The sequence below is a fragment of the Hydrogenophilus islandicus genome (assembly GCF_054657095.1).
Window position 1 is genome coordinate 138469 of the sequence record NZ_BAAHXE010000002.1, and the last position, 22538, is coordinate 161006.

The 22538-nt window shown below is 60.8% G+C and carries 22 protein-coding genes and 2 tRNA genes; 11 read left to right on the forward strand and 13 right to left on the reverse strand.

The annotated features are described in order from the left end of the window. Nucleotides 1–16 precede the first annotated feature (16 nt). Nucleotides 17–1561, reverse strand: a complete 1545-nt coding sequence (gene murJ / locus ACYQ6T_RS01605) for a murein biosynthesis integral membrane protein MurJ (RefSeq protein ID WP_459826785.1) — start codon at nt 1559–1561, stop codon at nt 17–19. Between the two features lie 77 nt (nt 1562–1638). Between murJ and rpsT the strand changes: the two genes are divergently transcribed. Next, nucleotides 1639–1902 carry a 30S ribosomal protein S20 gene (gene rpsT, locus ACYQ6T_RS01610; RefSeq protein WP_459826787.1) on the forward strand — a complete coding sequence of 88 codons (264 nt, stop codon included), beginning with the start codon at nt 1639–1641 and terminating at the stop codon, nt 1900–1902. Nucleotides 1903–1947: 45 nt separating this feature from the next. Here rpsT and ACYQ6T_RS01615 read toward each other — a convergent pair whose 3' ends face one another. After that, nucleotides 1948–2280 carry a DUF3579 domain-containing protein gene (locus tag ACYQ6T_RS01615; protein WP_459826789.1) on the reverse strand — a complete coding sequence of 111 codons (333 nt, stop codon included), beginning with the start codon at nt 2278–2280 and terminating at the stop codon, nt 1948–1950. 101 nt (nt 2281–2381) lie between these two features. On the opposite strand from ACYQ6T_RS01615, the gene ACYQ6T_RS01620 reads away from it, so the two are divergent. After that, nucleotides 2382–4250, forward strand: a complete 1869-nt coding sequence (locus ACYQ6T_RS01620; RefSeq protein ID WP_459826790.1) for a peptidylprolyl isomerase — start codon at nt 2382–2384, stop codon at nt 4248–4250. A 64-nt stretch (nt 4251–4314) separates the two neighbouring features. On the opposite strand, the gene ACYQ6T_RS01625 is transcribed toward ACYQ6T_RS01620, so the two are convergent. Together ACYQ6T_RS01625 and smpB are read right to left on the reverse strand one after the other, a co-directional pair. Next, on the reverse strand, nt 4315–5112 hold the full coding sequence (locus ACYQ6T_RS01625) for an enoyl-ACP reductase FabI (RefSeq protein WP_459826792.1): 798 nt from the start codon (nt 5110–5112) through the stop codon (nt 4315–4317). Between the two features lie 68 nt (nt 5113–5180). Continuing rightward, complete coding sequence (smpB, locus tag ACYQ6T_RS01630) at nt 5181–5630, reverse strand: SsrA-binding protein SmpB (RefSeq protein WP_459826794.1); 450 nt, start codon at nt 5628–5630, stop codon at nt 5181–5183. Between the two features lie 60 nt (nt 5631–5690). Between smpB and ACYQ6T_RS01635 the strand changes: the two genes are divergently transcribed. The 5 genes from ACYQ6T_RS01635 to ACYQ6T_RS01655 are packed head-to-tail and all read left to right on the forward strand — an operon-like array spanning nt 5691 to nt 10422. After that, entirely contained in the window at nt 5691–6164 is a 474-nt protein-coding gene (locus ACYQ6T_RS01635; RefSeq protein WP_459826796.1) for a type II toxin-antitoxin system RatA family toxin, read from the forward strand. Next, nucleotides 6157–6447, forward strand: coding sequence for an RnfH family protein (locus ACYQ6T_RS01640; RefSeq protein WP_459826798.1), 291 nt, complete (start codon nt 6157–6159; stop codon nt 6445–6447). The genes ACYQ6T_RS01635 and ACYQ6T_RS01640 overlap by 8 nt, the downstream gene beginning before the upstream one ends. 24 nt (nt 6448–6471) lie before the next feature. Next, a complete protein-coding gene (guaB, locus tag ACYQ6T_RS01645) occupies nt 6472–7932 on the forward strand; it encodes an IMP dehydrogenase (protein ID WP_459826851.1) in 1461 nt (486 codons plus the stop codon). 19 nt (nt 7933–7951) lie between these two features. Beyond that, nucleotides 7952–9520 carry a glutamine-hydrolyzing GMP synthase gene (gene guaA / locus ACYQ6T_RS01650; RefSeq protein ID WP_459826800.1) on the forward strand — a complete coding sequence of 523 codons (1569 nt, stop codon included), beginning with the start codon at nt 7952–7954 and terminating at the stop codon, nt 9518–9520. Between the two features lie 17 nt (nt 9521–9537). Then, complete coding sequence (locus ACYQ6T_RS01655) at nt 9538–10422, forward strand: PilZ domain-containing protein (protein WP_459826802.1); 885 nt, start codon at nt 9538–9540, stop codon at nt 10420–10422. 1 nt (nt 10423) lies between these two features. Here the strand turns inward: ACYQ6T_RS01655 and ACYQ6T_RS01660 are convergent, their stop codons facing one another. Beyond that, nucleotides 10424–11875 (reverse strand): putative nucleotidyltransferase substrate binding domain-containing protein, encoded by a 1452-nt coding sequence (locus ACYQ6T_RS01660; protein WP_459826804.1) that lies wholly within the window; start codon nt 11873–11875, stop codon nt 10424–10426. A 75-nt stretch (nt 11876–11950) separates the two neighbouring features. Here ACYQ6T_RS01660 and tadA point away from each other — a divergent pair, with 75 nt between their 5' ends. Beyond that, nucleotides 11951–12457 (forward strand): tRNA adenosine(34) deaminase TadA, encoded by a 507-nt coding sequence (tadA, locus tag ACYQ6T_RS01665; protein WP_459826806.1) that lies wholly within the window; start codon nt 11951–11953, stop codon nt 12455–12457. Further along, nucleotides 12454–12984 carry a L,D-transpeptidase gene (locus ACYQ6T_RS01670; protein ID WP_459826808.1) on the forward strand — a complete coding sequence of 177 codons (531 nt, stop codon included), beginning with the start codon at nt 12454–12456 and terminating at the stop codon, nt 12982–12984. Before tadA ends, ACYQ6T_RS01670 begins: the two co-directional genes overlap by 4 nt. Before the next feature lie 10 nt (nt 12985–12994). Here ACYQ6T_RS01670 and ACYQ6T_RS01675 read toward each other — a convergent pair. From ACYQ6T_RS01675 to ACYQ6T_RS01700, 6 genes are all read right to left on the reverse strand, one after another. Beyond that, nucleotides 12995–13070, reverse strand: a tRNA-Ala gene (locus tag ACYQ6T_RS01675). Between the two features lie 13 nt (nt 13071–13083). Continuing rightward, nucleotides 13084–13158 (reverse strand) — tRNA-Val (locus ACYQ6T_RS01680). 67 nt (nt 13159–13225) lie between these two features. Further along, entirely contained in the window at nt 13226–13732 is a 507-nt protein-coding gene (locus tag ACYQ6T_RS01685; RefSeq protein WP_459826810.1) for a hypothetical protein, read from the reverse strand. A 24-nt stretch (nt 13733–13756) separates the two neighbouring features. Beyond that, nucleotides 13757–15421 carry an energy-dependent translational throttle protein EttA gene (gene ettA, locus ACYQ6T_RS01690; protein WP_459826812.1) on the reverse strand — a complete coding sequence of 555 codons (1665 nt, stop codon included), beginning with the start codon at nt 15419–15421 and terminating at the stop codon, nt 13757–13759. Nucleotides 15422–15560: 139 nt separating this feature from the next. Next, nucleotides 15561–16847, reverse strand: a complete 1287-nt coding sequence (locus ACYQ6T_RS01695) for an NAD(P)/FAD-dependent oxidoreductase (RefSeq protein ID WP_459826813.1) — start codon at nt 16845–16847, stop codon at nt 15561–15563. Between the two features lie 79 nt (nt 16848–16926). Then, on the reverse strand, nt 16927–19614 hold the full coding sequence (locus tag ACYQ6T_RS01700) for a glycosyltransferase (RefSeq protein WP_459826815.1): 2688 nt from the start codon (nt 19612–19614) through the stop codon (nt 16927–16929). A gap of 53 nt (nt 19615–19667) precedes the next feature. Here ACYQ6T_RS01700 and ACYQ6T_RS01705 point away from each other — a divergent pair, with 53 nt between their 5' ends. Next, nucleotides 19668–20093 carry a hypothetical protein gene (locus tag ACYQ6T_RS01705; RefSeq protein ID WP_459826817.1) on the forward strand — a complete coding sequence of 142 codons (426 nt, stop codon included), beginning with the start codon at nt 19668–19670 and terminating at the stop codon, nt 20091–20093. On the opposite strand, the gene ACYQ6T_RS01710 is transcribed toward ACYQ6T_RS01705, so the two are convergent. Together ACYQ6T_RS01710 and ACYQ6T_RS01715 are read right to left on the reverse strand one after the other, a co-directional pair. Beyond that, on the reverse strand, nt 19996–21561 hold the full coding sequence (locus tag ACYQ6T_RS01710) for a glycoside hydrolase family 17 protein (protein WP_459826819.1): 1566 nt from the start codon (nt 21559–21561) through the stop codon (nt 19996–19998). The two genes, ACYQ6T_RS01705 and ACYQ6T_RS01710, sit on opposite strands and share 98 nt — an antisense overlap. Further along, nucleotides 21561–21968 (reverse strand): glycine cleavage system protein H, encoded by a 408-nt coding sequence (locus tag ACYQ6T_RS01715; RefSeq protein WP_459826821.1) that lies wholly within the window; start codon nt 21966–21968, stop codon nt 21561–21563. Before ACYQ6T_RS01715 ends, ACYQ6T_RS01710 begins: the two co-directional genes overlap by 1 nt. 111 nt (nt 21969–22079) lie before the next feature. Between ACYQ6T_RS01715 and ACYQ6T_RS01720 the strand changes: the two genes are divergently transcribed. Then, entirely contained in the window at nt 22080–22529 is a 450-nt protein-coding gene (locus ACYQ6T_RS01720; protein ID WP_459826823.1) for an FKBP-type peptidyl-prolyl cis-trans isomerase, read from the forward strand. Nucleotides 22530–22538 lie beyond the last annotated feature (9 nt).

Consider the following 22538-nt stretch of genomic DNA (forward strand, 5'->3'; position numbering starts at 1 on the left):
ATTGGTAAAAAATGCTTCATCCGTGGTGCGGTTTTTTGAGCGCGTTCCAGCGTAGCCCTGTAACCCACAGCCCAAGCAGATAGAGGAGCGCCCCGCCGCTGGTCACGCTCACCAACGCTACGACGCGGTAACCCCACGGGGCATGCGTCGCCTCTTGAAGCCAAGCGTGGGTAAGTAGGAGAAAAAGGGTGAGGAGCGCGAGCGCAGTTCCGGTCTGCCCAAGAAAGCGTGCCCACCCGGGTTGCCAACGGAAGTGGCCCTGGCGCAGTAAAACGGCAAGTAGATACCCGGCATTCCCCCATGCGGCGAGCGAGAGCGCAAGCGCAAGTGCCCAATGGCCCCAGGTGAACACCAAAAGGAAGAGAAGGTTGAGCGCTTGGGTGACCACAAGGGTCAGAATTGCCCCCTTCACAGGGGTACGGGTATTTTGCCGGGCATAGAAGCTCGGCGCCAGAATCTTCACCGCGATGAGCGGCACGAGTCCGACGGCGTACGCCGCGAGCGCCTGCGCGGTCGCGTGGGCGTCCCCCGCGGTAAATGCACCGCGCTGAAAGAGGAGCGTCGTGATCGGCTCGCCGATCAGGGCGAACGCCAGCGCACACGGGGCGGTCAGCAGCCAGGTCATGCGCAGCCCCCAATCGATCAGTCCCTGGTACTGCTGCTCATCCTTGCGTGCAATCGCTTTGCTCAGGTGGGGGAGCAGAATCACCCCCAAAGCAGCGCCGAAGAGACCCGCGGGGAGTTCCATCAGACGGTCCGCATAGTAGAGCCACGAGAGGCTGCCGGTGGGAAGGAGCGAGGCAAAGAGGGTGTTGAGCAGCAGCGACACCTGGGCGGCCGACACCCCCAACACCGCAGGACCCATCAGTGCCAGAATCCGTTGCACCCCGGGGTCGCTCGGGCACCAATTCCACCGCGGGGCAAACCCGATCGACGGGAGCTTCACCCAGTGCCAAAGGAACTGGAGCACGCCGCCGACGAGGACCGAATAGGCGAGCCAATAGGGGGTGAGGAGGTCCAGAGCCCACCCGATCGTCAGAATCACGATGAACGCCAGATTGAGTGCGATGGGCGTAGCCGCAGGAAGGCGGAAGTAACCCTGACTGTTGAAAAGGGCAGAGGAGAATGCGACCAACGCCATGAAGAGGATGTAGGGGAAGGTCAAGCGGGTCATGGCGACGGCCCAGGAGAACCGCTCGGGCTCGTCGGCAAAACCGGGGGCGACCAGGCGCACGAGCCACTCAGCACCGACCACCCCCGCAACCGTGACGGCGCCCACAGTGACAAAAAGGAGCGTAAAGACGCGGTCAGCCAACTCCTTGGTGCGCGCGCTCGATTCGGTGGTCTGGGTCTGGGTGAGCACCGGTACGAAGGCTTGGGAAAAGGCCCCTTCGGCAAAGAGGCGCCTCAGGAGATTGGGTAAGCGAAACGCGACGACGAAGGCGTCGGTTGCCGCTTGGGCGCCAAAGAGCGCAGCAATCAGGATGTCCCGCAGGAATCCCAAAAGGCGCGATAGAAGGGTGAAAGAGCTCACTTGAGCGAGCGTTTTGAGGAGATTCATCCCAAACTGCCTTGCGCTGGGGGCGAGAAAAGGCTAGAATTATAGTTTCTGGTGCATGAATTTCGATTGGGGAAGAGATGGCCAATACGGCACAAGCACGCAAACGCGCCCGGCAAGACTTGAAGCGGCGGGCACACAACAGGAGCTTGCGTTCGCGGCTGCGTACCGCGATCAAATCGGTTCGGATGGCGATCGCCTCGGGGAACCCGGAGGCAGCGAAAGCCGCTTACCAAGCAGCGCAGTCGGTGATCGACTCGATTGCCGGAAAAGGGATCATCCACAAGAATGCGGCTGCCCGTTACAAGAGCCGCCTGGTTGCCAAAATCAAAGCGATGGCGTGACCCTCTAGACTCTTCGGTAAAGGCGGCCCCGTGCCGCCTTTACTATTACTTGTTCGCTTCTTCTTGTGTTTTCTCAGAGGGCGCGACGGTACAGACGTCGCGATAGCGGATCTCAAGCTTGTTGTCTTTCGCGAAATTGATCAAGAAACGGTAGGCCGTCGGCTGCACCTGGTAGAGCTTCGCGTCGACTTCCACGGTTTTGACGCCGTCGATCGTCGGGCCCGGACGGACAAACGGCGAATAGCGCATGCGGTTGTCCGCACCCATCGTTGCCATGATGCCACAGAGGCGTTCAGCCCAGTCGCTCGGACGGAAACGCCGGCCATCGACAGTCTGTCCGACGATCAGAAAGTCGCTGACTTCAACTTCGTTTTCCATGATGGGGCAGTTAGATAAATTGAACCGTAATTATACGCCACTGCGGAGCCGATGCCGCTTATGCGATAATCACGGCGTGCGATTGTCGTAAGGAACGCTTCATGCTGGATGCCATTCGCCGCCGCAAACGCATTGCGCAGGTGATTCTGCTGCTGTTGATCGTCCCGTTCGCCTTTTTTGGGGTCGAGCGCTATTTTTCGTCGGGCCCCTCACGCACGGAAGTCGCAACGGTAGGGGAACGGGCGATCTCTGTCGCTGCACTCCAAGAGGCGCTCCAGCGACAAGCCGATCAATTGCGCGCCCAGATGGGGAGCGCCTTCGACCCCAATGTGGTGCGGAACCCCTCCTTTGTTGAAGGGGTGGTCTGGCAGCTTGTCGAACGTGAACTGCTGGTGAATGAGGCCCACCGTCTTGGCCTGCGAGTACCCGAAGCGGTGGTTCGGCAGACGCTCGCGTCGATTCCCGCCTTTCAACGTAACGGCCGTTTCGACTATGACGTTTATCAACAGGCGTTGCGCGCCCAGGGTCTGACCCCGGTCCGTTTCGAGGCGCTCGTTCAGGAGGATCTGGTGATCGAGAAGCTCGTCGCTGCGGTCCGAGGCGCTGTCGTCCACCCCCAGAGCACGCAAATTCTTTTACGCTGGCAGGAGGAGGAGCGCCACCTGCGCTGGCAGCGGCGCTCCATCGCGGAGCGGGCGGCAACACTCCCTGTTGACGATCAAGCGGTGCAAGCCTACTTTGAAGCAAACCGCGACCGTTTCCAGAAACCGGCGTATGCGGCGCTCGAGTATGTCGTGCTCGACCCGGCGAAGGTCGCGGTCGAGCCGATCAGCGATGAGGCGGTCGCAGCCGCATTTGAGGCGCGCAAAACCCGCTACCGGCAACCCGAAAAGCGCCATGTCCGCCACATCCTGATCAGTAAGTCGGGAGGTGATCAGACGCCTCCGCAAGCGGTCGAACTGCTTTACGCCGAACTGCAGGGAAAGGACGAAAACGGTTTTGCTGAAGTCGCCAAAGCCCGCTCTGAGGATCCTGCGACACGCGATCGGGGTGGCGACCTCGGTTGGGTGACTGCCGAAGATCTGCCGGCGCCGCTCGCACAGGCGGTTTTTGCGCAACCGGCGACGGGTCTTTTGGGCCCCGTTGCGAGCGACTTCGGCTGGCACCTCATTTGGGTCGCAGCGATTGAACCGGCCAAAGAGCCCTCCCTCGCCGAAGTGGCTGAGGAGCTGCGCGCCGAGTTGGCACAAGAGGCGCGTAAAAAACGGTTTGCGCAACTCTCTGCGGAACTTGCCGATTTGGCGTTCGACGCGGTCGACCGGCTCAACCCTGTTGCCGAACGGATCGGCGCCCCGATCGAAAAGAGTGGTTTGGCGCCGCTCGCTTCGCTCAAACTCAACGACGGAACGCCGCTGCCCGCCAACGTGCTGGCGCACCTCTCGAGCGACCGAGCGCGGCGGGGTGAAAACCTGGAGCCGATCACGCTTCCCGACGGGCGGATCGTGGTGGTGCGCGTCACCGCTTTCGAGCCGGAGCGGCCGCTCACATTCGACGAAGCGAAAGAGGAGGCGATTCGCGCTTGGCGGCAAGAGCGGGCAAAGGCGCTCCTCACCGACGAGCTGAAGCAGGCCACCCCACCGCACACCGGGGAAGTGGTATGGGATGGCGAAAAGCGGATCAAACGCAACGACACGACGCTTCCGCGCGAAGTGGTCGACGCCGCGTTTGCCCTTGAACGTCAATCCGGAACGCGTCAGGTGGTTGCGACAGGCGATACCGTCTGGTTACTCGAGCTGGTCGATATCACGACGCCAGCGTTGCCCGCCAATGACCCGCGGATCGCACCGCTTACCGAGCAACTCCGCGCGTTCTACGGGAGCGCCCAATACCGTGCCTGGTTGCGCACGCTCGAGGGCCGCTATCCCGTGCGGATCCGTCAGGAGGCGGTGCGCGCGTTACTCAATCCCTGAGACATGCGCTTGACACCCCCGCCGCGGCCATTGGACCGCAGCGGGGGGATGAGCAAAGGGGAGTTCAAAGTGTCAGGGGTTCGGGGTTCCCCAGCGCGACGTTGTGGAAACCCCCATCGACGTAGAGAATCTCCCCGGTGATACCGCTTGCGAGGTCTGAGAGGAGAAACGCGGAGGCGTTCCCGACCTCTTCGATCGTCACGTTGCGGCGCAGCGGCGCGTGGTGTTCGTTGTAACGCAGCAGCCGGCTAAAACTTCCGATCCCTGAGGCGGCAACGGTCTTGATCGGTCCCGCCGAGACGCCATTGACCCGAATCCCTTCCGGCCCCAAACAGGCGGCGAGATAGCGCACCCCCGCTTCCAAACTCGCTTTGGCCATCCCCATCAGGTTGTAGTTGGGCATCGTGCGCACCGCGCCGAGATAGGTGAGGGTGACCATCGACGCCTGCCGGTTCTGCATCAGCGGGCGAAAGGCTTTCGCCATGAGCGGAAAACTCGCGGCGCTCACTTCGTGGGCAATCCGAAACGCCTCGCGCGAAAACCCTTCGAGGAAGTCTCCTTCCAGCGCTTCGTTGGGGGCATAGGCGATCGAATGGACAAAGCCGTCGAGCTCGCCCCATTCGCGTTCGATCCGCTGCGCCAGTGCGCTGATCTCCTCGTCGCGCGTGACGTCGAGCGGCGCGATGAAGTCGGCGTTGAACTCTTCGGCGAACTTGGCAATCCGCGCTTCAAAGCGCTCGTTTTGGTAGGTGAAGGCCAATTTTGCCCCTTCACGGGCGCATGCCTGGACGATTCCGTACGAGATGGACCGGTTGCTCAAAAGTCCGGTGATGAGAATCTTCTTTCCCGCCAAAAAACCCATCGACTGCTCCTTGAAGAGAATGCGGTTATCTTACCATGGTCGCGAAGAGGAGGGAAAAAGCGGCCGGGTTACCGGTTAGCCACGCGCAGCAACCGTGCTTTTTCGCGTTCCCAGTCGCGCTCTTTGGCACTTTCCCGTTTGTCGTGGAGTTTCTTGCCTTTCGCGAGCGCAATCGTTGCTTTGATTCGCCCGTTGCGGTAGTGAAGATCGAGGGGCACGAGCGCGTAGCCCGCTCGCTCGACTTTGCCGATCAGCCGGTCGATCTCGCGGCGGCGCAAGAGCAGCTTACGGGTGCGCGTGGGATCGGGGCGAACGTGGGTCGAGGCGCTCGCCAAAGGGGAGATGTGCATTCCCAAGAGAAAAAGTTCGCCATGACGGACCAGAACGTAGGCCTCATTGAGGTTCACCCGCCCGGCGCGGATCGCCTTGACCTCCCACCCTTCCAGCGCGAGCCCCGCCTCGAAGGTCTCTTCGATGAAGTATTCGTGGCGGGCTTTGCGGTTTTCGACGATGTTCATGGAGGCTACCGTTCCATGCGGTACAATTGAACAATTATACCGGTGCGTTCCTGGGTTGCGATGGCTACTGTTCACAAACAGGTTCTGATCGACCGGCCTGCGGAAGCGATGTTCGTTCTGGTCGACCACTGCGAGCGCTATCCCGAATTCCTCCCCTGGTGCGGTGGGGCGGAGGTCCATGAGCGGACGCAAACGGTGACCGACGCAACACTCAAGGTCGATTTCCACGGGATCAAGACCCATTTTCGCACCGCGAACGCCAAAAACCCCCCTTTTGAAATGACCATCGCCCTCAAAGAGGGGCCGTTCCGCCATCTCTACGGCCACTGGCGTTTCCAGCCCCTGGGCACGCTCGGCTGTAAGATCGAATTCGAACTCCATTACGAATTCGCCAGCAAGCTCCTTGAGAAGGCGCTCGGCCCCGTTTTTCACAAAATTGCCCAAACCTTTGTCGACGCCTTCGTTGCCCGTGCGCAACAGATGACGCCAGAGGAGTGGCAGGCACTCACCGAAAGAGAGCAGTCCCATGGTTGATCACCTCCAGGTTGAGGTCGTCTATGCCCCCGCTCCCCACGTGGTTGATCGGGTGGTCCTGGAACTTCCGCAGGAAAGTACCGTGGGCGATGCGATCGAGCGCTCCGGGATCCTTTTGCGCCACCCTGAGATCGACCTCAACGGCAAGAACCGCGTCGGGATCTATGCCAAACCGGTAACACTGGCCACACCGCTTCGTGACCGTGATCGGGTGGAAATCTACCGCCCGATCGTCGCCGATCCGAAAGAGGCAAGGAAAAAGAGAGCGACGAAGAAGCTATAATCTCTTTTTGGCTGGAGAGTGACGATGCGCCTCAGGAAACTTGCCCTGACCTTCGATGATGTCCTTTTGGTGCCCCGCTATTCCCAGGTCCTCCCTCGCGAGGTCGATCTCGCGACGAAGGTGACGCGGGCGATCCGTCTCAATATTCCGCTCGTCTCCGCCGCAATGGACACGGTGACCGAGTCGCGGCTAGCGATTGCGCTCGCCCAAGCGGGGGGAATCGGGATTATTCACAAGAACCTCTCGGCAAAGCAACAGGCGGCCGAAGTGGCGAAGGTCAAGCGCTTTGAATCGGGGATCCTAAAAGATCCCGTCACGATTCCGCCCACTCTGACGGTGGGTGAGGTCCTTTCGATGACGCGCCAATTGGGCATTTCAGGCCTCCCGGTTGTCGATGAGGGGCGGGTGGTGGGGATCATCACCCATCGCGACCTCCGCTTCGAAACCCGACTCGATCTCCCCGTCTCTGCGATCATGACCCCGCGGGAGCGGCTGGTCTTTATCCGCGAAGGCGAGAGTATCGAAAAAGCCAAAGAGCTAATGCACGCCCATCGTTTGGAGCGGGTGCTGATCCTTGGCGAGGACGACAGTTTGAAAGGGTTGATCACCGTCAAAGATATCCAGAAGTCGACGGAGCACCCCTTCGCCGCGAAGGATGCGGAAGGGCGGCTCTTGGTTGGCGCGGCGATCGGCGTGGGCGCGGGAACCGAAGAGCGCGCGGAGCTGCTCGTTGACGCCGGGGTCGACGTGATCGTCGTCGACACCGCGCACGGCCACTCGCAAGGGGTAATCGACCGTGTCCGCTGGATGAAACGCCAATTCCCCAATGTTCAAGTGGTGGGCGGCAACATCGCCACCGCTGAGGCTGCTCGCGCACTCGTCGATGCCGGTGCCGACGCGGTCAAAGTCGGGATCGGACCTGGCTCGATCTGCACGACGCGGATCGTTGCGGGGGTCGGGGTGCCGCAGATCACGGCGATTGCCGATGTCGCCGAAGCGCTCACGGGCAGCGACGTACCGTTGATCGCTGACGGGGGGATCCGCTTTTCCGGCGATATCGCGAAGGCGCTCGCCGCTGGGGCCCATTGTGTGATGTTGGGTGGGCTCTTTGCCGGTACCGAAGAGGCGCCGGGCGAGACGGTGCTCTACCAGGGGCGTTCCTACAAGGCGTATCGTGGGATGGGGTCGCTCGGGGCGATGCAGGCCGGAGCTGCCGACCGCTATTTCCAAGAGACCACCGCGAACGTCGATAAGTTTGTCCCCGAAGGGATCGAGGGTCGCGTCCCCTACAAGGGGCCCGTCGCGGCGGTGATCCATCAGCTGGTGGGGGGGGTGCGCTCGGCGATGGGGTACCTCGGCTGCAGAACCATTGAGGAGCTCCACGCCCATGCGGAGTTTGTCCAGATCACCTCGGCAGGCGTCCGCGAGTCGCACGTTCATGACGTGCAGATTACCAAAGAGGCTCCCAACTATCATCTCGATTGATCTCCCCAGAGAAGCGGCGATGGCGCATCACGACAAAATTTTGATTCTCGACTTCGGCTCCCAGCTCACCCAGCTGATTGCCCGCCGCGTGCGGGAGCAGCAGGTCTACTGTGAAATCCACCCGTTTGACGTCTCGGATGCCTTCGTCCGTTCGTTTGGTGCCAAAGGGGTAATCCTTTCGGGGGGGCCCAATTCGGCGTATGAGGCACTCGATTGGCGGGCGCCGCAAGCGGTCTTCGAGCTCGGCGTGCCAGTGTTGGGAATCTGCTATGGTATGCAGACGATGGCCGAGCAGCTCGGGGGGCGGGTGGCGCCGAGCGGCAAGCGGGAGTTTGGCTACGCCGAAGTTCGGCTCCGCAACCATAGCCCACTCTTCGAGGGCATCGAAGATCGCCGCGATGAAGCAGGTCACGCTTACCTCGATGTCTGGATGAGCCACGGCGACGCGGTGGTTGCCCTCCCTCCCGGCTTTGTCGTGATCGCCGAAAACGACGCGACGCCGGTCGCGGCGATGGCCGATCCGTCACGCCACTTCTACGGGGTGCAGTTTCACCCCGAGGTGACCCATACGCTCAAAGGGCGAGAGATTCTCGGCCGCTTCGTCCATGAGATCTGCGGCTGCGGCTGGGATTGGACGATGCCCGAGTTCATCCCGGAAGCGATCGCACGCATCCGTGAAACGGTGGGCGACGAGGAGGTGATTCTCGGGCTTTCGGGCGGCGTCGATTCGAGTGTTGCCGCGGCGCTCATCCACCGGGCGATTGGCGAGCAGCTCACCTGTGTTTTTGTCGACAATGGGTTACTGCGCCTCCACGAAGCGGAGCAGGTCAAGGAGACCTTTGCGCGCCACTTCGGGATGCGGGTCGTGGCAGTCGACGCCTCGGAGCGCTTTTTGCACGCGCTTGCGGGGGTGAGTGACCCCGAAGAGAAACGGAAAATCATCGGGCGGGTCTTCGTCGAGGTGTTTCAGGAGGAGGCGCAGAAGCGCAGCAACGCGAAGTGGCTCGCACAAGGGACAATCTACCCCGATGTCATCGAATCGGCGGGAAGCAAAACCAAAAAGGCGCAGGCGATCAAAAGTCACCACAATGTGGGGGGGTTGCCGGAGACGCTCAATTTGAAACTTTTGGAGCCGCTTCGCGAGCTCTTCAAGGATGAGGTGCGCGCGCTGGGGATCGCGTTGGGGCTACCTTATGAGATGGTCTATCGCCACCCCTTTCCTGGCCCGGGCCTAAGTGTACGGATCCTCGGGGAGGTCAAACGGGAGTACGCCGATATTTTGCGCCAAGCCGATGCGATCTTTATCGACGAGCTGCGCGCAGCCGATTGGTATGACAAGGTGAGCCAGGCGTTTGCCGTGTTCCTACCGGTGAAGAGCGTCGGCGTGATGGGCGACGGGCGCACCTATGAGTATGTGGTGGCGCTGCGCGCTGTTCAGACACACGACTTCATGACTGCTGATTGGGCGGAACTTCCCCATGGGTTGCTGAAGCGCGTCGCCAACCGGATCATCAACGAGGTGCGGGGGGTGAACCGCGTCGTCTACGACATCTCCGGCAAACCTCCGGCGACGATCGAGTGGGAATAGGGTAGCAGTTTCGAGCGATGCTTCGCACTCCGGTTAGACTCCACGAGCTTCTGATCGGCAAACCGATGCCGTTCGACGTCTATGACCGCGACGGGCGGCTGCTCCTTCGCCGCGGCTACGTGATCGAAACTGAGCAGGAGAAACAGAAGCTCTTCAAGCTCGGCCCAGAGCGCGACGTGTCGACCGATGAGCGTTTTCGCGCGGCGCTTGCAAGTGCTGGTCGCGTCGACATCAAAGGGAGCGAGGAGGGAAAGAAATCTGTCAGTTTGCCCTTTACCGAGCTCCATCTTCTCCCGGGGGAGATTCTCCAGATCAAGATCGAAGGGGATGACCAGCCGCTCTGGTCGCGCTACATCGGGATGGTCCGCAACAAATCGCTCTTGATCGAGGGGATCACCCGTAACGACGTCGCGATCTTCGTCAAGGAGGGCTCGACCATTCAAGTCAAAGGGACCTCGGGGTCGTACGCCTTCCTCTTTTCTGCATCGGTTCTCGCCAACATCTCCAGACCTTTCCCCTACCACCACTTGACCTATCCGAGCGAAGTTCGGGCGTTACGGTTGCGGCGCAGCGAACGGGTACCTGTTCGCATCGTTTGCGCGGTGATCACGAAAGATGGCGAAGCCCACGGCGGAGTGCTCCTTGACCTCTCGCTGGGAGGCGGATTGCTGGCCACTCGCCACCCGTTGGCGGTGGGGGAGCAAATTACTTTGAAGTTCAAGCTCAACCTGGTTGGCAGCGAGCTGATCCTGAGTGTCCTGGCCGAGGTGCGTTCCAAACGACCCCTCGAGCAGACGCGCGATGGCGACGGTTACGGCGTTCAGTTTCTCGACATGACGCCTGAGGAGACTCTGGCGCTCCTCACCTACATTCAAGCGGTCCAATCTGGCGCGGTCTCTTGAATCAATTGCGCAGCAGATCCAACTGGAAATGGACGCGAAGGAACGCCTGGAAGCGCTCAACCGTCCGAAGCGCCGCCTGAAGTTCCGCCCGTTCGAGACGGGTGAGCGCTTTGAGATCGACGACGTTACTCGGTTTTTTCCCTGCGTCGATCGCGTCGAGCTGATTACGAAGCCGCAGCGCAAGCAAGAACGCCAACGCGGAGGGGAGCTCCCGGCTCTCTTTTTCCGGAAGCACCCCCTTTTCGGTGAGGGTGCGGATTCGCGCAAAGGTGTTGCCTTCCAATGCCTGGTGCCTGAGTGCCATGGTGCGAATGCCGTCGGTGATCGCGAAGATCCCCGCCTTTTTGAGGTCCACTCCCGCTTGGATCTCCCCTTCGGGTTTCGTTTTGATGCGACCAAACCAGCCCAGCGGAACAGCGAAGCGGACGCTATTTTGCGCCATGCGGGCAAAAAAGAGGGCCTCGTCATGGGCGCGTTCGTAGAAGAAGCGACGGAGCGCCTCCGTCATGGTGTCGTTTCCCGCCAACGTGCGCACGTCGGCAAACATCGCTGCATTGAGCACATGTTCCGGCGTGGGGCGTTCGACCCATGCCTGAATCTGCTCGGCCCAATCGGCTCTCCTTCGCCGCCACGAGGGGTTGCGGGTCATGATGTTCCCGGGACACGGGGGAAAGCCAATCGCGAGGAGCCCCTCCGAGATCCGCTCGCCGAGGCGGTGCGCCGCGTCGGCCTCCTCAGCGGTGAGGTCATCGGCAAGGATGAGGGCGTTGTCCTGGTCGGTTGCGAGCGTCTGTTCGCCGCGCCCTTGGCTACCCAGCACGACAAAGGCAAAGCGCTCAAGCTCAAGGCCGCACTCTTTAGCGGTCAACTCGACAACCCTGCGCGCCAAGGCATCATTGAGAAACGCGATCACCGCGACCAGCTCTTCGATTGGGGTTTGGGTCCTGGCGAGGATCGCTACGAGCTCTTCGAGCATCTGCTGTTGCACCTTGAGCGCTTCCAGCGACCCCGCCCGTTCGATCTCCAGCGCCATCAAATGGGGGGAGTGGCGCTGCGTTTTGAGGATATCGCTTTGCGATAGAATCCCGATCGCTTTGCCTGTCTCGTCGCTCACCACGATCCGATGAATTCCGCGGCGCGCCATCTCGAGGAGTGCCGCGTGAAGCGGTGCGTGGCGGGGAAGCTGGATGAGGGGCGACCCCATGATCGCTTCAGCGGTAACGGTTTCAGGGGATTTGCCTTGCGCAACGATTTTGTTGCGCAGGTCGCGGTCGGTGACAATCCCCACTGCTTGCCCCGCTTTTTCGACGATGAGGCTTGAGACCCCTTCCGCTTGCATCTTGCGCGCAATCGCTACGGCGTTCTCTTCGGCGGCACAGCATTTGAGCCCCAACGAGCACCAACGCTCCACGGGATCGAAGAGAATGTTTTGGAGATGGGGGGAGTGGGTCATCGCCGTTATCCTCAAGTAGGCTGGTATTTTTGCCTCCTTTGCTATTATAGTGCGCTTTGTTGCAGGGCAGCAATTTTGGCCGGAAAAAGCGAGAGAACCACTGCGCTCACCGAGCAGCGCCTCTGGGATCGTGTCTGGATGCGATGGGCGGTTGCTGTCGCCGAAATTTCAGAAAAGCGGCAGGAGGTTCCCGTGGGCGCGGTGGTCGTCGCGAATGGCGTGGTACTGGCGGTGGGCTACAACCACCCCATCTCCGGCGGCGATCCCACGCTTCACGCCGAAATCGTCGCCCTTCGCGCCGCGGCGGAGCGGTGTGGCAACTATCGCTTACCCCAAACAGCGCTCTACGTCACGGTTGAGCCGTGTGTGATGTGCGCGGGGGCGATCTTTCACGCCCGGGTGGGGGCGGTGATCTTCGGCGCTCCGGAACCCAAGAGCGGCGTAGCGGGCAGCGTGGTCGATCTCTTCTCTGACAGCCGCCTCAACCCCCACGCAGAGATTCGCGGGGGGGTGATGGCCAGCGAATGTGCCGCCCTCCTGCAACGCTTTTTTCGTGCCCGACGAAAGCGAGAGGCAAGATGAGTGGGCGACAGGGTGACTCCGAGGGATCTTTGCTCCCGAAACTGATCGTCTGTGTCGCAAGTCAACGCCTTTTTCTTTATGATGCGCACGGCGTGTGCCAACGGATCTACCCCATCTCGACGGCAGCAAAGGGAGTCGGGCAAGTGGCGGGAAGCGAACAGACGCCACTCGGGCGCCACCGCATTCGCGCCGTGATCGGCCGCGGAATGCCTCTGGGTACCGTTTTTCGCGCTCGCCGTCCTATAGGGGATCGGGTCAGGGGAAATTCTTTGCTGCACGCCCGCGGCCACGATCTGATTTTGACGCGGATTCTTTGGCTCTGCGGTGAAGTGGTCGGTTGGAATCGGCTGGGTGCGGTGGACACGCAGCGGCGATTCATCTACCTTCACGGCACGCAGGACGAAGCGCATCTGGGCGAACCCCATTCCCACGGCTGCATTCGGATGGGCAACAGCGATATTGCTGAATTGGCGATGCTCGCGCCACCTGGCACCCGGGTGTGGATTGTGACAGAGTGGCCAAGATGAGAGGGTAAGTTGGTGGACCGGATGGGAGTCGAACCCACGACCTTCGCATTGCGAACGCGACGCTCTACCAACTGAGCTACCGGCCCGAACGTGCATCACTGGTGGGTGGTAGTGGGATCGAACCACTGACCCCTGCCGTGTGAAGGCAGTGCTCTACCGCTGAGCTAACCACCCGCAACGTGCGAGAGACGCGAATAATACGCGATTTTTACTGGGGCGTCAAGAGCCCGGGCGGTTGAGGTCACAGAACCTTCAAGAGATCGAGCCGCAGCTCCTCTGCGCGCGCCCGCCCCTGTGTGGTCTCCATGATCGCTCGATACCACCGGCCGAAAAGGGCGCGTAGGGCTTCGTGGTCCGGGGCAGCAAAGATCTCTTCGATCAATGAGAGGTGGTCCACAGGCGTTGCCGAAAAGGTGCGCAAGGTGTTGATCATGAAGTGACGCGCCATCTCAAGCTCTTTCGGGTTTGGGGGGTTGGGAAGCGGGCGAAATGCGGTGATCGAGTCGAGACGGTCAACGGGGTTAGTGGCTGTATCGACGACGCCAACCAGCTCGATGAGCCCCAACTCCTCCAGGTTGCTCAGCAGATGGGTTAGATCGTCGGTGGCAACCAACTCCCGCAGTTGTGAGACGCTCTTTTTGCCATCGATCAAGATCAGCACGCGGCGTTGTCGGGGGGTGAGCCCAAGCGACCGGTGCTGAATCTCCGCTTGCCCCTTTTCCGTTTTGCGAAAGACCGCGTCGCTCATGCTGCCCCCCTTCTTGAGAAAGCGCTACCGGCTGATCGGTTTGTAGCGGATCCGTTTCGGTTTTGCCCCCTCTTCACCCAACCGCCGTCTCTTGTCCTCTTCGTACTCGCGATAGTTTCCAGCAAAGAAGGTCCACTGCGAGTCGCCCTCTGCAGCCAAAATATGGGTGCAGATGCGGTCGAGAAACCAGCGGTCGTGGCTGATCACCAACGCACAACCGGGAAACTCCAAGAGTGCCTCTTCGAGCGCCCGCAGCGTCTCGACGTCGAGGTCGTTTGACGGCTCGTCGAGGAGCAGCACGTTCCCCCCCTGGAGAAGGGTTTTCGCCAGGTGCAACCGCCCCCGCTCGCCGCCGGAGAGCTTGCCGACGATCTTTTGTTGGTCGGCCCCTTTGAAGTTGAAGCGCCCCAGGTAGGCGCGGCTGTTGATCTCGAAGTTGCCGATTTTGAGAATGTCTTGGCCGTTCGAGACCTCTTCCCAAACCGTTTTGTTGGGGTCGAGCCCTTCGCGCGTCTGGTCCACCGCGGCAATCTTGACCGTCGGGCCGATGAGGATCTCGCCGCTATCGGGGCGCTCCTTGCCGAGAATCATGCGAAAGAGGGTGGATTTCCCGGCGCCATTGGGACCGATGATCCCAACGATCGCCCCTTTCGGGACGATGAACGAGAGGTTGTCGATGAGGAGCCGGTCACCAAACCCTTTGCTCACTTGGTGAAACTCGATCACCTGATCCCCGAGCCGCTCCCCGGGCGGGATGAAGATCTCCTGGGTCTCATTGCGCCGCTGGTATTCGACACTGGCGAGCTCCTCGAAGCGGGCAAGACGCGCTTTGGCTTTCGCTTGCCGGCCCTTGGGGTTGCTGCGCACCCACTCGAGCTCGTGTTGCATCGCTTTAATGCGTGCGGCTTCCGATTTCGCCTCCTGCTCGAGCCGTTTCTCTTTCTGTTCGAGCCACGAGCTGTAGTTCCCTTTCCAGGGAATCCCTTCGCCACGGTCGAGCTCGAGAATCCACTCGGCAGCGTTGTCGAGGAAGTAGCGGTCGTGGGTGACGGCAACGACGGTTCCCGGGAAGCGGACGAGGTACTGCTCGAGCCACTCGACCGATTCGGCGTCGAGGTGGTTGGTGGGTTCGTCGAGGAGCAGCATGTCTGGTTTGGAGAGGAGGAGTTTCGCAAGCGCAACCCGCCGTTTCTCGCCGCCCGAAAGGTGGGCAATTTTTGCGTCCCATGGCGGGAGGCGCAGCGCGTCGGCCGCCTGTTCCATCTGGTTTTCGATGTCGGAACCGGCGTTGGCAAGGATCGCTTCGTATTTCGCTTGCTCTTCGGCCAGTTTGTCAAAATCGGCGTCCGGGTCAGCATAGGCAGCGTAGATCTCGTCGAGCCGCTTTTTCGCTTCGACGATCTCGCCCAACCCCGATTCGACCTCTTCGCGCACCGTCTTGTTCGGATCGAGTTCCGGTTCCTGCGGCAGGTAGCCGATCTTGATCCCCGGCTGCCACTGGACTTCGCCGTCATACTCCTTGTCGACGCCCGCCATGATCCTGAGCAGCGTCGATTTCCCAGCACCGTTGAGCCCGAGGAGCCCAATTTTTGCCCCGGGGAAGAAGGAAAGGGAGATATCTTTGATGATCTGCCGCTTGGGGGGAACCGTTTTACTCACCCGAAACATCGACATCACGTATTGCGCCATGGTTCTGACCTGTCTGTGGATCACTCAACTGAAACATTATAACGTGCGCGCGGCACGCAGATAAAAATGCCGCGGCTTTGCAGGGGCCGCGGCAGATGGCTAATGCTGGTGGCTAAAAAGATGCGCGTTGGCGCTGGGCTTAGAGGTGGAGCTTCTCTTTGAGGCGGGAAAAGCCCATCATCTTCATCAGCGCTTTTTCGTAAAAGGGTTCCGAGTTGCCGGTCTTCATCTTGTTGAGGAAGTACTTCTCAAAACCGATCTTCGCCCAGTGGACCCACTTGCCGGAAGCAAACCAGTTGACGTCGCGCGGGGGAATCTGGGGAATCGCCGCGAAAGCCGCGCCACGGTTGCCAAAGTCGGCAAGACAAAGCGCCTGCCAGCTCCCCTTGTGGGTCGGCTCTTTGCCGTCGAGTACCTCTTGGATGTTGTGGACAAGCGCAGTGACCATCGATTCGATCATGTAACCGGTCTTGGGCACTCCGGTCGGTACCGGTGTCGGCCCCACAGGGGGGATCGCGATGCAGACGCCGGCCGAGTAGATGTTGGGGTATTTGGGGCTACGCTGATACTCATTGACGATCACGAATCCACGCGGGTTGCAGAGCCCTTCGACCGCAGCGACAGCATCGACCCCCTTGAAAGCGGGGAGCATCATCGCGTGTTTGAAGGGGAGTTCGTGTTGGTGGATCACCTGTCCGGTGCGGTCGAGCTCGTCGACAAACATTTTGCCCGCTTCGACCCGCGTCGTTTTGGCATTGACGATCCAGCGAATGTCGTGCTTGCGGAACTCGTGCTCCATGATCCCCTTCGAGTCACCCACGCCGTCGAGGCCGAGGTGGCCGATGTAGGGTTCGGAGGTGACAAAAGTGATCGGCACCTTGCTGCGCAGTTTGCGCTTGCGCAGCGCAGTATCGAGAACCATCACATACTCGTAGGCGGGACCGAAACAGCTCGCGCCAGGCATCGCGCCGACGATCACCGGGCCCGGATCGGCGCAGAGCTTTTCGAAATCTTGGAAGCACTTTTCGGCATGATCGACGGTGCAGATCGATTGGGTGTATCCCCCATTCGGTCCCGAGCCGGGGACCTCGTCAAATGCCAATTTCGGACCGGTGGTGATGATGAGAAAGTCATAGTCGACGGTCTCGCCGTTTGCAAGCGTGATCTTGTTGTGGGCAGCGTCGATCTGGGTAGCAGGTTGCGCGATGAAGTCGATCCCTTTGCGTTCTAGGTAGGGGCGCAGCGGCAGAATGATGTCGTCACGCTTGCGCCAGCCCACCGCAACCCACGGGTTGGAGGGGACAAATTGGAAATAGTCGGTGGCGTTGATCACCGTGATTTTGTGGGGGGGACCGATCAAATCGCGCGCCTCATAGGCCGCCGGCACGCCGCCGATGCCAGCACCCAAGATGACGATATGGGCCATGGGGGATTCCTCCTTTGGTCAAATGACAAAAAATTATTTTCTAATACTCATAATTTGTCAATCCCCTGAAGGGTGAGCCCTACGACGCAGAGGGGGCAGCCATGGGAGGGGCATTCTGCTCAGCCTCAGGCGGAGTGTTATCGGGCAGGTAGGCGATGATCTGGCACAGCACCGCAGCAAAGTAAGGGATCGTCTGCAGGAGCAGAATCGCACTCCACAGCTGGATCTCCAACGACAACCACCCCCGTTGGGCAATCAGCAGCACGCCACTTCCGGTGATCGCCACCAGCATCCCGAGCTCTTCACGGATGGGACCAAAAAAGGCGAAGGTCCCTTTGGCCCGCCACCCCTTCGGGGTGCGGACGAAGGTCCCTTTCTTGTGGGTGAGGCCGGCGATGACGCCGCGGGCGATGGTGTGTGAGAGCCCCACGGAGAGGATCGACGCGCCCAAGATGTCGATCCATTTCGTCTTCATCGTGCGGCGGTAGAGAATTGGGCCCAACGCCGACTTGAAGGCCATGAACCCGAGCACGGGCGCAGCGAGTGTCGCCACCGGCAGGGTAAAGGTTTTCGGCGCATAGATCATCCCGATGGTCCAGAAAAGCGAACCGAGCGCGAAGATCAGGTGGAGCGCGTCGCCGAACCAGGCGAACCAGCCGGTGAGGAAGTGGTAGCGTTGCGCGAGCGTCAGCCGCGACGGCTTTTTGCCGATGAGGTAGGGCATATGGGCTTTGAGAATCTGCATCGCGCCAAAGGCCCAGCGGAAGCGCTGCGACTTGATCGCCGCAAAGTCAGAGGGCGTCAAGCCACGGCCAAAGATATGGTCGACGTAGCGGATCTCATAGCCCCGCTCCAGGAGCCGAAGCCCCAATTCGGTATCTTCACAGATGCACCACTCCGACCAGCCGCCGACCTCTTCGAGCATCGCGCGACGGATGAGCGTCATCGTGCCGTGTTGGATGAGGGCGTTGCGTTCGTTGCGGTGGTGCATCCCAATGCGGAAAAAGCCTTCAAATTCCCAGTTGCACATCCGCTGGAAGAAAGAGTGTTCATACTCGCGATGGGCTTGCGGTGCTTGCACAACTGCTACGAGCGGGGACTCGAGAAAATGGGGAATGAGGCGGGCGAGCCAGTCCCGCTCGACGACGTAGTCGGCATCGACCACCCCGACGACTTCGGCGCGGGGATCGGTCTGCTTGAGTGCAAAATTGAGCGCACCCGCTTTGAAGCCAGGCCATTTGGGGAGGTGGAAGAAGCGCACCCGATCGCCTAAGCGCGCGCAGTGGGCTTCGACCGGTTTCCAGAGCGCTTCGTCGGTGGTGTTGTTGTCGACGACGATCACTTCGAAGTGGGGATAGTCCATCGCAACGAGCGAGTCGATCGTTGCGATCACCATCTCCGGGGGTTCGTTGTAGCAGGCGAGGTGAATCGAAACAAAGGGGGCCTTCTCGGGGGGCACCGGCGGCAGGGGCGTGAAGCGCCGCCGCCACTGGCGTTTGAAGAGCACCTCGCCGAACTCAAAGCCGTGGGAAAGAAAAACCGCGACGGTCATGAGGGTCGCGCCGATGAGAAAGATCAGGCCGACGAGGTCGCCGCGCGAGAGGTAGTAATCTTTCGGAAGATAAACGCCCAGGAGGAGCACCACCACGCAGAGTTGCGTCAGCCCCATGAGCCACAATCGCCCCAAGATGTTCCATGTCGAAAGGGCGTAGGCGATGGCAAAGAGGAGCGGTGCGCCGATCAGGGTTGCGAGTCGCGCCTTCTCTTGCCAGCGGACATCGCGCACGATCAACCCTTGGAGCGAATATTTGAGTTGCCGATCGGCGTTGAAGACCCCCCAGTGGGCCCCCGCCCACCCCTCGACCGCCACTTTCCACGGCTGATCGAATGCCTCCATGATGTAGTAGTCGAGATAGGCCGAGCGGGGGTCGGCAAGGAAACCGCGGACAAAGTGGGCGGCGTTTTCGAGGGTTGCTTCGGCCCGTTCGTCGCCGCCGAGCAGGTTCGGCATCACTTCTCCACGACTCGGCCAACCGATTTCGCCAATGACCACCGGTTTTTTTGGAAATCTGGCCTGAACCTCCTCCAGTCGGCCAAAGGCGTAGTCGAGGGCGCGACTGACATCGATCCCCTCGTGGTAAGGGAGGAGGTGGATCATCACATAGTCGACGTGGTCGGCAAGTTCCGGGTTTTTCAGCCAGACGTGCCACGGCTCAGCAGTGGAGACCAGGGGGCGCCGCTTTTTATCGGGAAAGCGGCGGCGAAGCTCCGCCCGAACGCGATCGAGATACTCACTCATTTCGGCAACGGTCATCTCTTTCCTGAGGAGCGCCTCGTTACCGACGATGATGCGGGTGATGTTCTCGTACCGTTCGGCCATCGCGAGGCCCGCTGCGATCTCACGCTCCGAAAGCTCTTTGTCTGCTGAAACCCATAGCCCCATCGCGACTTCATATTTTCGTTCGTGGGCAAGGGGGTAGATGGCGGGGACATCGGTGACACCGTAGGTGCGAATCCGCTTGGTGTAGCCCGCAAGGAGATCGAGGTCAGCAGCAACCTCTTCTGCGGAAGGGTACCGTTTTTCCAGAGGGGATTGGTCGCGGCGAAATGGGGTATAAGCAAAGCCGTTGATTTCGCCAGCAACGCCCGGTGCCGTCTCCAGACGCACGTGCCAGGCCCACGCTTGCCAGAAGGCAACCAAGACGAGCGCAGTCAGAATGAGTGCAGCGAGCGCGCGGCGAAGCATTGCGAAGGGTGTTTCAGCCATAGAGACCTCGAAGAGGGTACAATCGGGGCAAAATCGGGAATGTGAGTGCCGAAATGACAGGTCACGATTCTACTCGGAATCTCGGGTCGTTGCGACGAATGGGGAAAGGGTGGTCGTTCCTTTTCGTGAGTCTCGTCGCCTTTTTGACGATCCGCTTCTTGTGGTTGGAGAGTGGTGTTGCGCCGCTCGCGTGCGGCGGCGCGTGGCAGCCGGAGCTCGGCTGGCCGTGCGTCGCGAAGTTTCTCTTGGTCCAGGCCTTCATCGAAGAGCGCACCGGCTGGGTCGCGTTGGCCCTAGCAGTGGTTGCCCATTGGCGGGGAAGACAAGGGCTCGCGTTGCTTGCCCTTTGGCTCGGACTTTTCGCCACCGTTTTCTACAGCGCTACGACCGGGGTGATTGCAGCGCTCCTTGCGTTGCCGAGCTGGCTCGGGGAGCCGTTCCCAGGCGGGAAAATGCCAGGACAATCAGAAGCGTTGTGAGCATCCAGAGGAGCGCCTGCCCGTTCATTGCCTCTCTGAGCCAGACAAAGAGCGAACAGAGGAGCGCCACACCCCCCCAGAGGCGCTCCGCGAAGGTGAGCGGCCAGGAGCGCAGCGGCGCCACCAACGCCAAGGGAAGAAAGAGGCAGGTGGCAAAATCGCGGTAGCGCCCGTCTACGGTCAGCCAGAGATTGCCGACGGCAAGGGCGAAGGTCAGATAGTAGACCGCAAGGCGCAACCCGTTGGGGGGATTGTCGCGGGTTTTTGGTGCGACTGCAAGAAGCGTCGCGACAGCCAGCGACGCGACGCCAACCGTTCCCAGTACCCACCACTCTAATGGTGTGCGATAGGCCACCCCCCCATGCTCCCACTGCCAGTGGGCGACAAAACCCAACGCAGCACCGAGGAGGGCATACTGCCAGCGGGGTCGAGAGGCAAGAGCCGCAAGGAGAAGTGCCCCAAAGAGCGCCCACGTGAGCACCGGCCAGAGGGAGGTCCGCTCCGCGACGGGACCGGTGAGGGGGAACTTGGGGGTACCCGTCACATCCAGGAGGCCCCAGAACCCTCCAACCGTGCCTTCTGAAGCCCGTTTCCACGGCTGGTCGTGCGACTCGATGAAATTGACCTCCCACCCAAAGGTGTCGGCGAGCGACAAGAGGTCGCGAACATATCTCGCCTGGTTGACGAGCGACGGAACCGCACCTTCACGCTGTTTACCGGCACTCGGCCACCCCGTTTCGCCGATCGCGATCGGGACGCCACCAAGCACTTGGCGCGCCATCGTTCGAATGCGAAAGAGGTGTTCTGCCGCCTCTTCCACGGGCTGGGGGCGATCCTCCCAGTAGGGCAGGATGTGAATGGTGGCGAGATCGACGTGGGGCAGGAGCGGCTCGCGGTAGCGGAGCCAGAACTCCCAGACGTCGGCATAGGTAACGGGTACGGTACTCGCTCTTTTGGCCGCTTCGAGGTAGCGGGCTAGCCCCTCCGGGGTCTGCTCGCGGCGCAGCAAAACTTCGTTACCGACGATGAGCCGGGTGACGGTCCCGCGGTAGCGGTTCGCGAGCTCAATCGCACGCGCGAGCTCTTTTTGATTTTTTACGTCGTCGCGGCCGATCCACGCCCCGAGCCAAACAGTGAGGCCGTAGCGCTCGGCAATTTCTGGAACGCGGTCGAGCCCCTGGTCGACCGAGTAGGTCCGAATGCAGCGGGTGATGCGCGAAAGAGCCTGCAAATCCTCGTCGATCCAGGCCGGAGTGATAACCGTTTTGGGGTCATAAGGGGTAACCCCGGGGCGGTAGTAGGGGCTGTAGGAGAGGCAGGGAAGGCGCGGGGTTCCGTTCTCCTCAACTTGCGGCGCGTCAGGCAGCTCCCGCGGAACCGTTTCGCCGCGGTGCCAGACGAGAAAAAAAAGGCCAACGATGAACCACAGGGCAACAAGCCACTGGGGCGGACGGGCGTTTTGGGCCATCATGACTCAGTGGCGATCAGCTGCTGGTAAGCGTCGGCGGTAAGGAGCAGCGTGGAATCGATCGGTGTGTCGGCGCGAAAGAGGACGATCCAGTGGGCTAAGGGATTGTCGTTCAGCCACTCGGGATGGTCGCGAAGGTGCGCGTTGGTGTCGAGGACGGTGAGGGCGACCGGAGCCGTGACTTCGGAAGCAGTTTTGACCGACTCGACGATAAAGAGGGTCTCGCCTTGATCCACTGCCACTTCACGTTCCGGTAAATCGACGAAGACGATGTCACCGAGCTGTTCGGCGGCAAAAGGGGTGATGCCGATGCGCCAACAATTTTCACCGTCGAGCTGCAACCACTGGTGAGAGGGGAGATAGAAGCGGTCGTTGGGGGGAATCATGGCGGGGTCACTTTTTTCCACTGAGAGGGTTGTGCAAACGATATAAAGAGAGTATTGTAACGAAGTGGTGCGCAAAAAAGCACATCGGTGTGGCGCACCACGTCTGTTTCGACTGTTTGAAAGGAAAATGAGATGTCCACGCAACAAACCGCCCAAGCGGGCGACACCGTCCAGGTTCATTACACTGGGACGCTTTCTGACGGCAGCATCTTCGACAGCTCCGAAGGCCGTGATCCCCTTCAGTTTACGTTGGGGGCTGGACAGGTGATCCCCGGCTTTGAGAAAGCGGTGGAGGGGATGAAGATTGGCGAACGGAAAACGGTCACCATCCCTGCAGATGAGGCCTACGGGCAGCGCTCGGAACGGGCCATGCTGCAGGTACCGCGTGAGCAGCTGCCTGAAGAGATCGAACCCCAAGTGGGTCTTCAGCTGGTGATGCAGCGCTCGGATGGACAGCAGATTCCGGTGGTGGTGAGCGAAGTGACCGAGACCTATGTGGTGATCGACGCGAACCACCCGCTTGCGGGCCACGATCTCACCTTTGAGATCGAACTCGTTGCTTCAAGCCGCGCTGGCGGATGACGTTTGGCC

Bases quoted from the DNA above. Each gene is read 5' to 3' on its own strand.
- ACYQ6T_RS01700 (WP_459826815.1), bottom strand. From the start codon at position 19,614: ATGGCTGAAACACCCTTCGCAATGCTTCGCCGCGCGCTCGCTGCACTC.
- murJ (WP_459826785.1), bottom strand. From the start codon at position 1,561: ATGAATCTCCTCAAAACGCTCGCTCAAGTGAGCTCTTTCACCCTTCTA.
- ACYQ6T_RS01660 (WP_459826804.1), bottom strand. From the start codon at position 11,875: ATGACCCACTCCCCCCATCTCCAAAACATTCTCTTCGATCCCGTGGAG.
- ACYQ6T_RS01620 (WP_459826790.1), top strand. From the start codon at position 2,382: ATGCTGGATGCCATTCGCCGCCGCAAACGCATTGCGCAGGTGATTCTG.
- guaA (WP_459826800.1), top strand. From the start codon at position 7,952: ATGGCGCATCACGACAAAATTTTGATTCTCGACTTCGGCTCCCAGCTC.
- ACYQ6T_RS01635 (WP_459826796.1), top strand. From the start codon at position 5,691: ATGGCTACTGTTCACAAACAGGTTCTGATCGACCGGCCTGCGGAAGCG.
- ACYQ6T_RS01625 (WP_459826792.1), bottom strand. From the start codon at position 5,112: ATGGGTTTTTTGGCGGGAAAGAAGATTCTCATCACCGGACTTTTGAGC.
- ACYQ6T_RS01615 (WP_459826789.1), bottom strand. From the start codon at position 2,280: ATGGAAAACGAAGTTGAAGTCAGCGACTTTCTGATCGTCGGACAGACT.
- ettA (WP_459826812.1), bottom strand. From the start codon at position 15,421: ATGGCGCAATACGTGATGTCGATGTTTCGGGTGAGTAAAACGGTTCCC.
- smpB (WP_459826794.1), bottom strand. From the start codon at position 5,630: ATGAACATCGTCGAAAACCGCAAAGCCCGCCACGAATACTTCATCGAA.
- ACYQ6T_RS01720 (WP_459826823.1), top strand. From the start codon at position 22,080: ATGTCCACGCAACAAACCGCCCAAGCGGGCGACACCGTCCAGGTTCAT.
- rpsT (WP_459826787.1), top strand. From the start codon at position 1,639: ATGGCCAATACGGCACAAGCACGCAAACGCGCCCGGCAAGACTTGAAG.
- ACYQ6T_RS01710 (WP_459826819.1), bottom strand. From the start codon at position 21,561: ATGGCCCAAAACGCCCGTCCGCCCCAGTGGCTTGTTGCCCTGTGGTTC.
- ACYQ6T_RS01685 (WP_459826810.1), bottom strand. From the start codon at position 13,732: ATGAGCGACGCGGTCTTTCGCAAAACGGAAAAGGGGCAAGCGGAGATT.
- guaB (WP_459826851.1), top strand. From the start codon at position 6,472: ATGCGCCTCAGGAAACTTGCCCTGACCTTCGATGATGTCCTTTTGGTG.
- ACYQ6T_RS01655 (WP_459826802.1), top strand. From the start codon at position 9,538: ATGCTTCGCACTCCGGTTAGACTCCACGAGCTTCTGATCGGCAAACCG.
- ACYQ6T_RS01705 (WP_459826817.1), top strand. From the start codon at position 19,668: ATGACAGGTCACGATTCTACTCGGAATCTCGGGTCGTTGCGACGAATG.
- ACYQ6T_RS01670 (WP_459826808.1), top strand. From the start codon at position 12,454: ATGAGTGGGCGACAGGGTGACTCCGAGGGATCTTTGCTCCCGAAACTG.
- ACYQ6T_RS01640 (WP_459826798.1), top strand. From the start codon at position 6,157: ATGGTTGATCACCTCCAGGTTGAGGTCGTCTATGCCCCCGCTCCCCAC.
- ACYQ6T_RS01695 (WP_459826813.1), bottom strand. From the start codon at position 16,847: ATGGCCCATATCGTCATCTTGGGTGCTGGCATCGGCGGCGTGCCGGCG.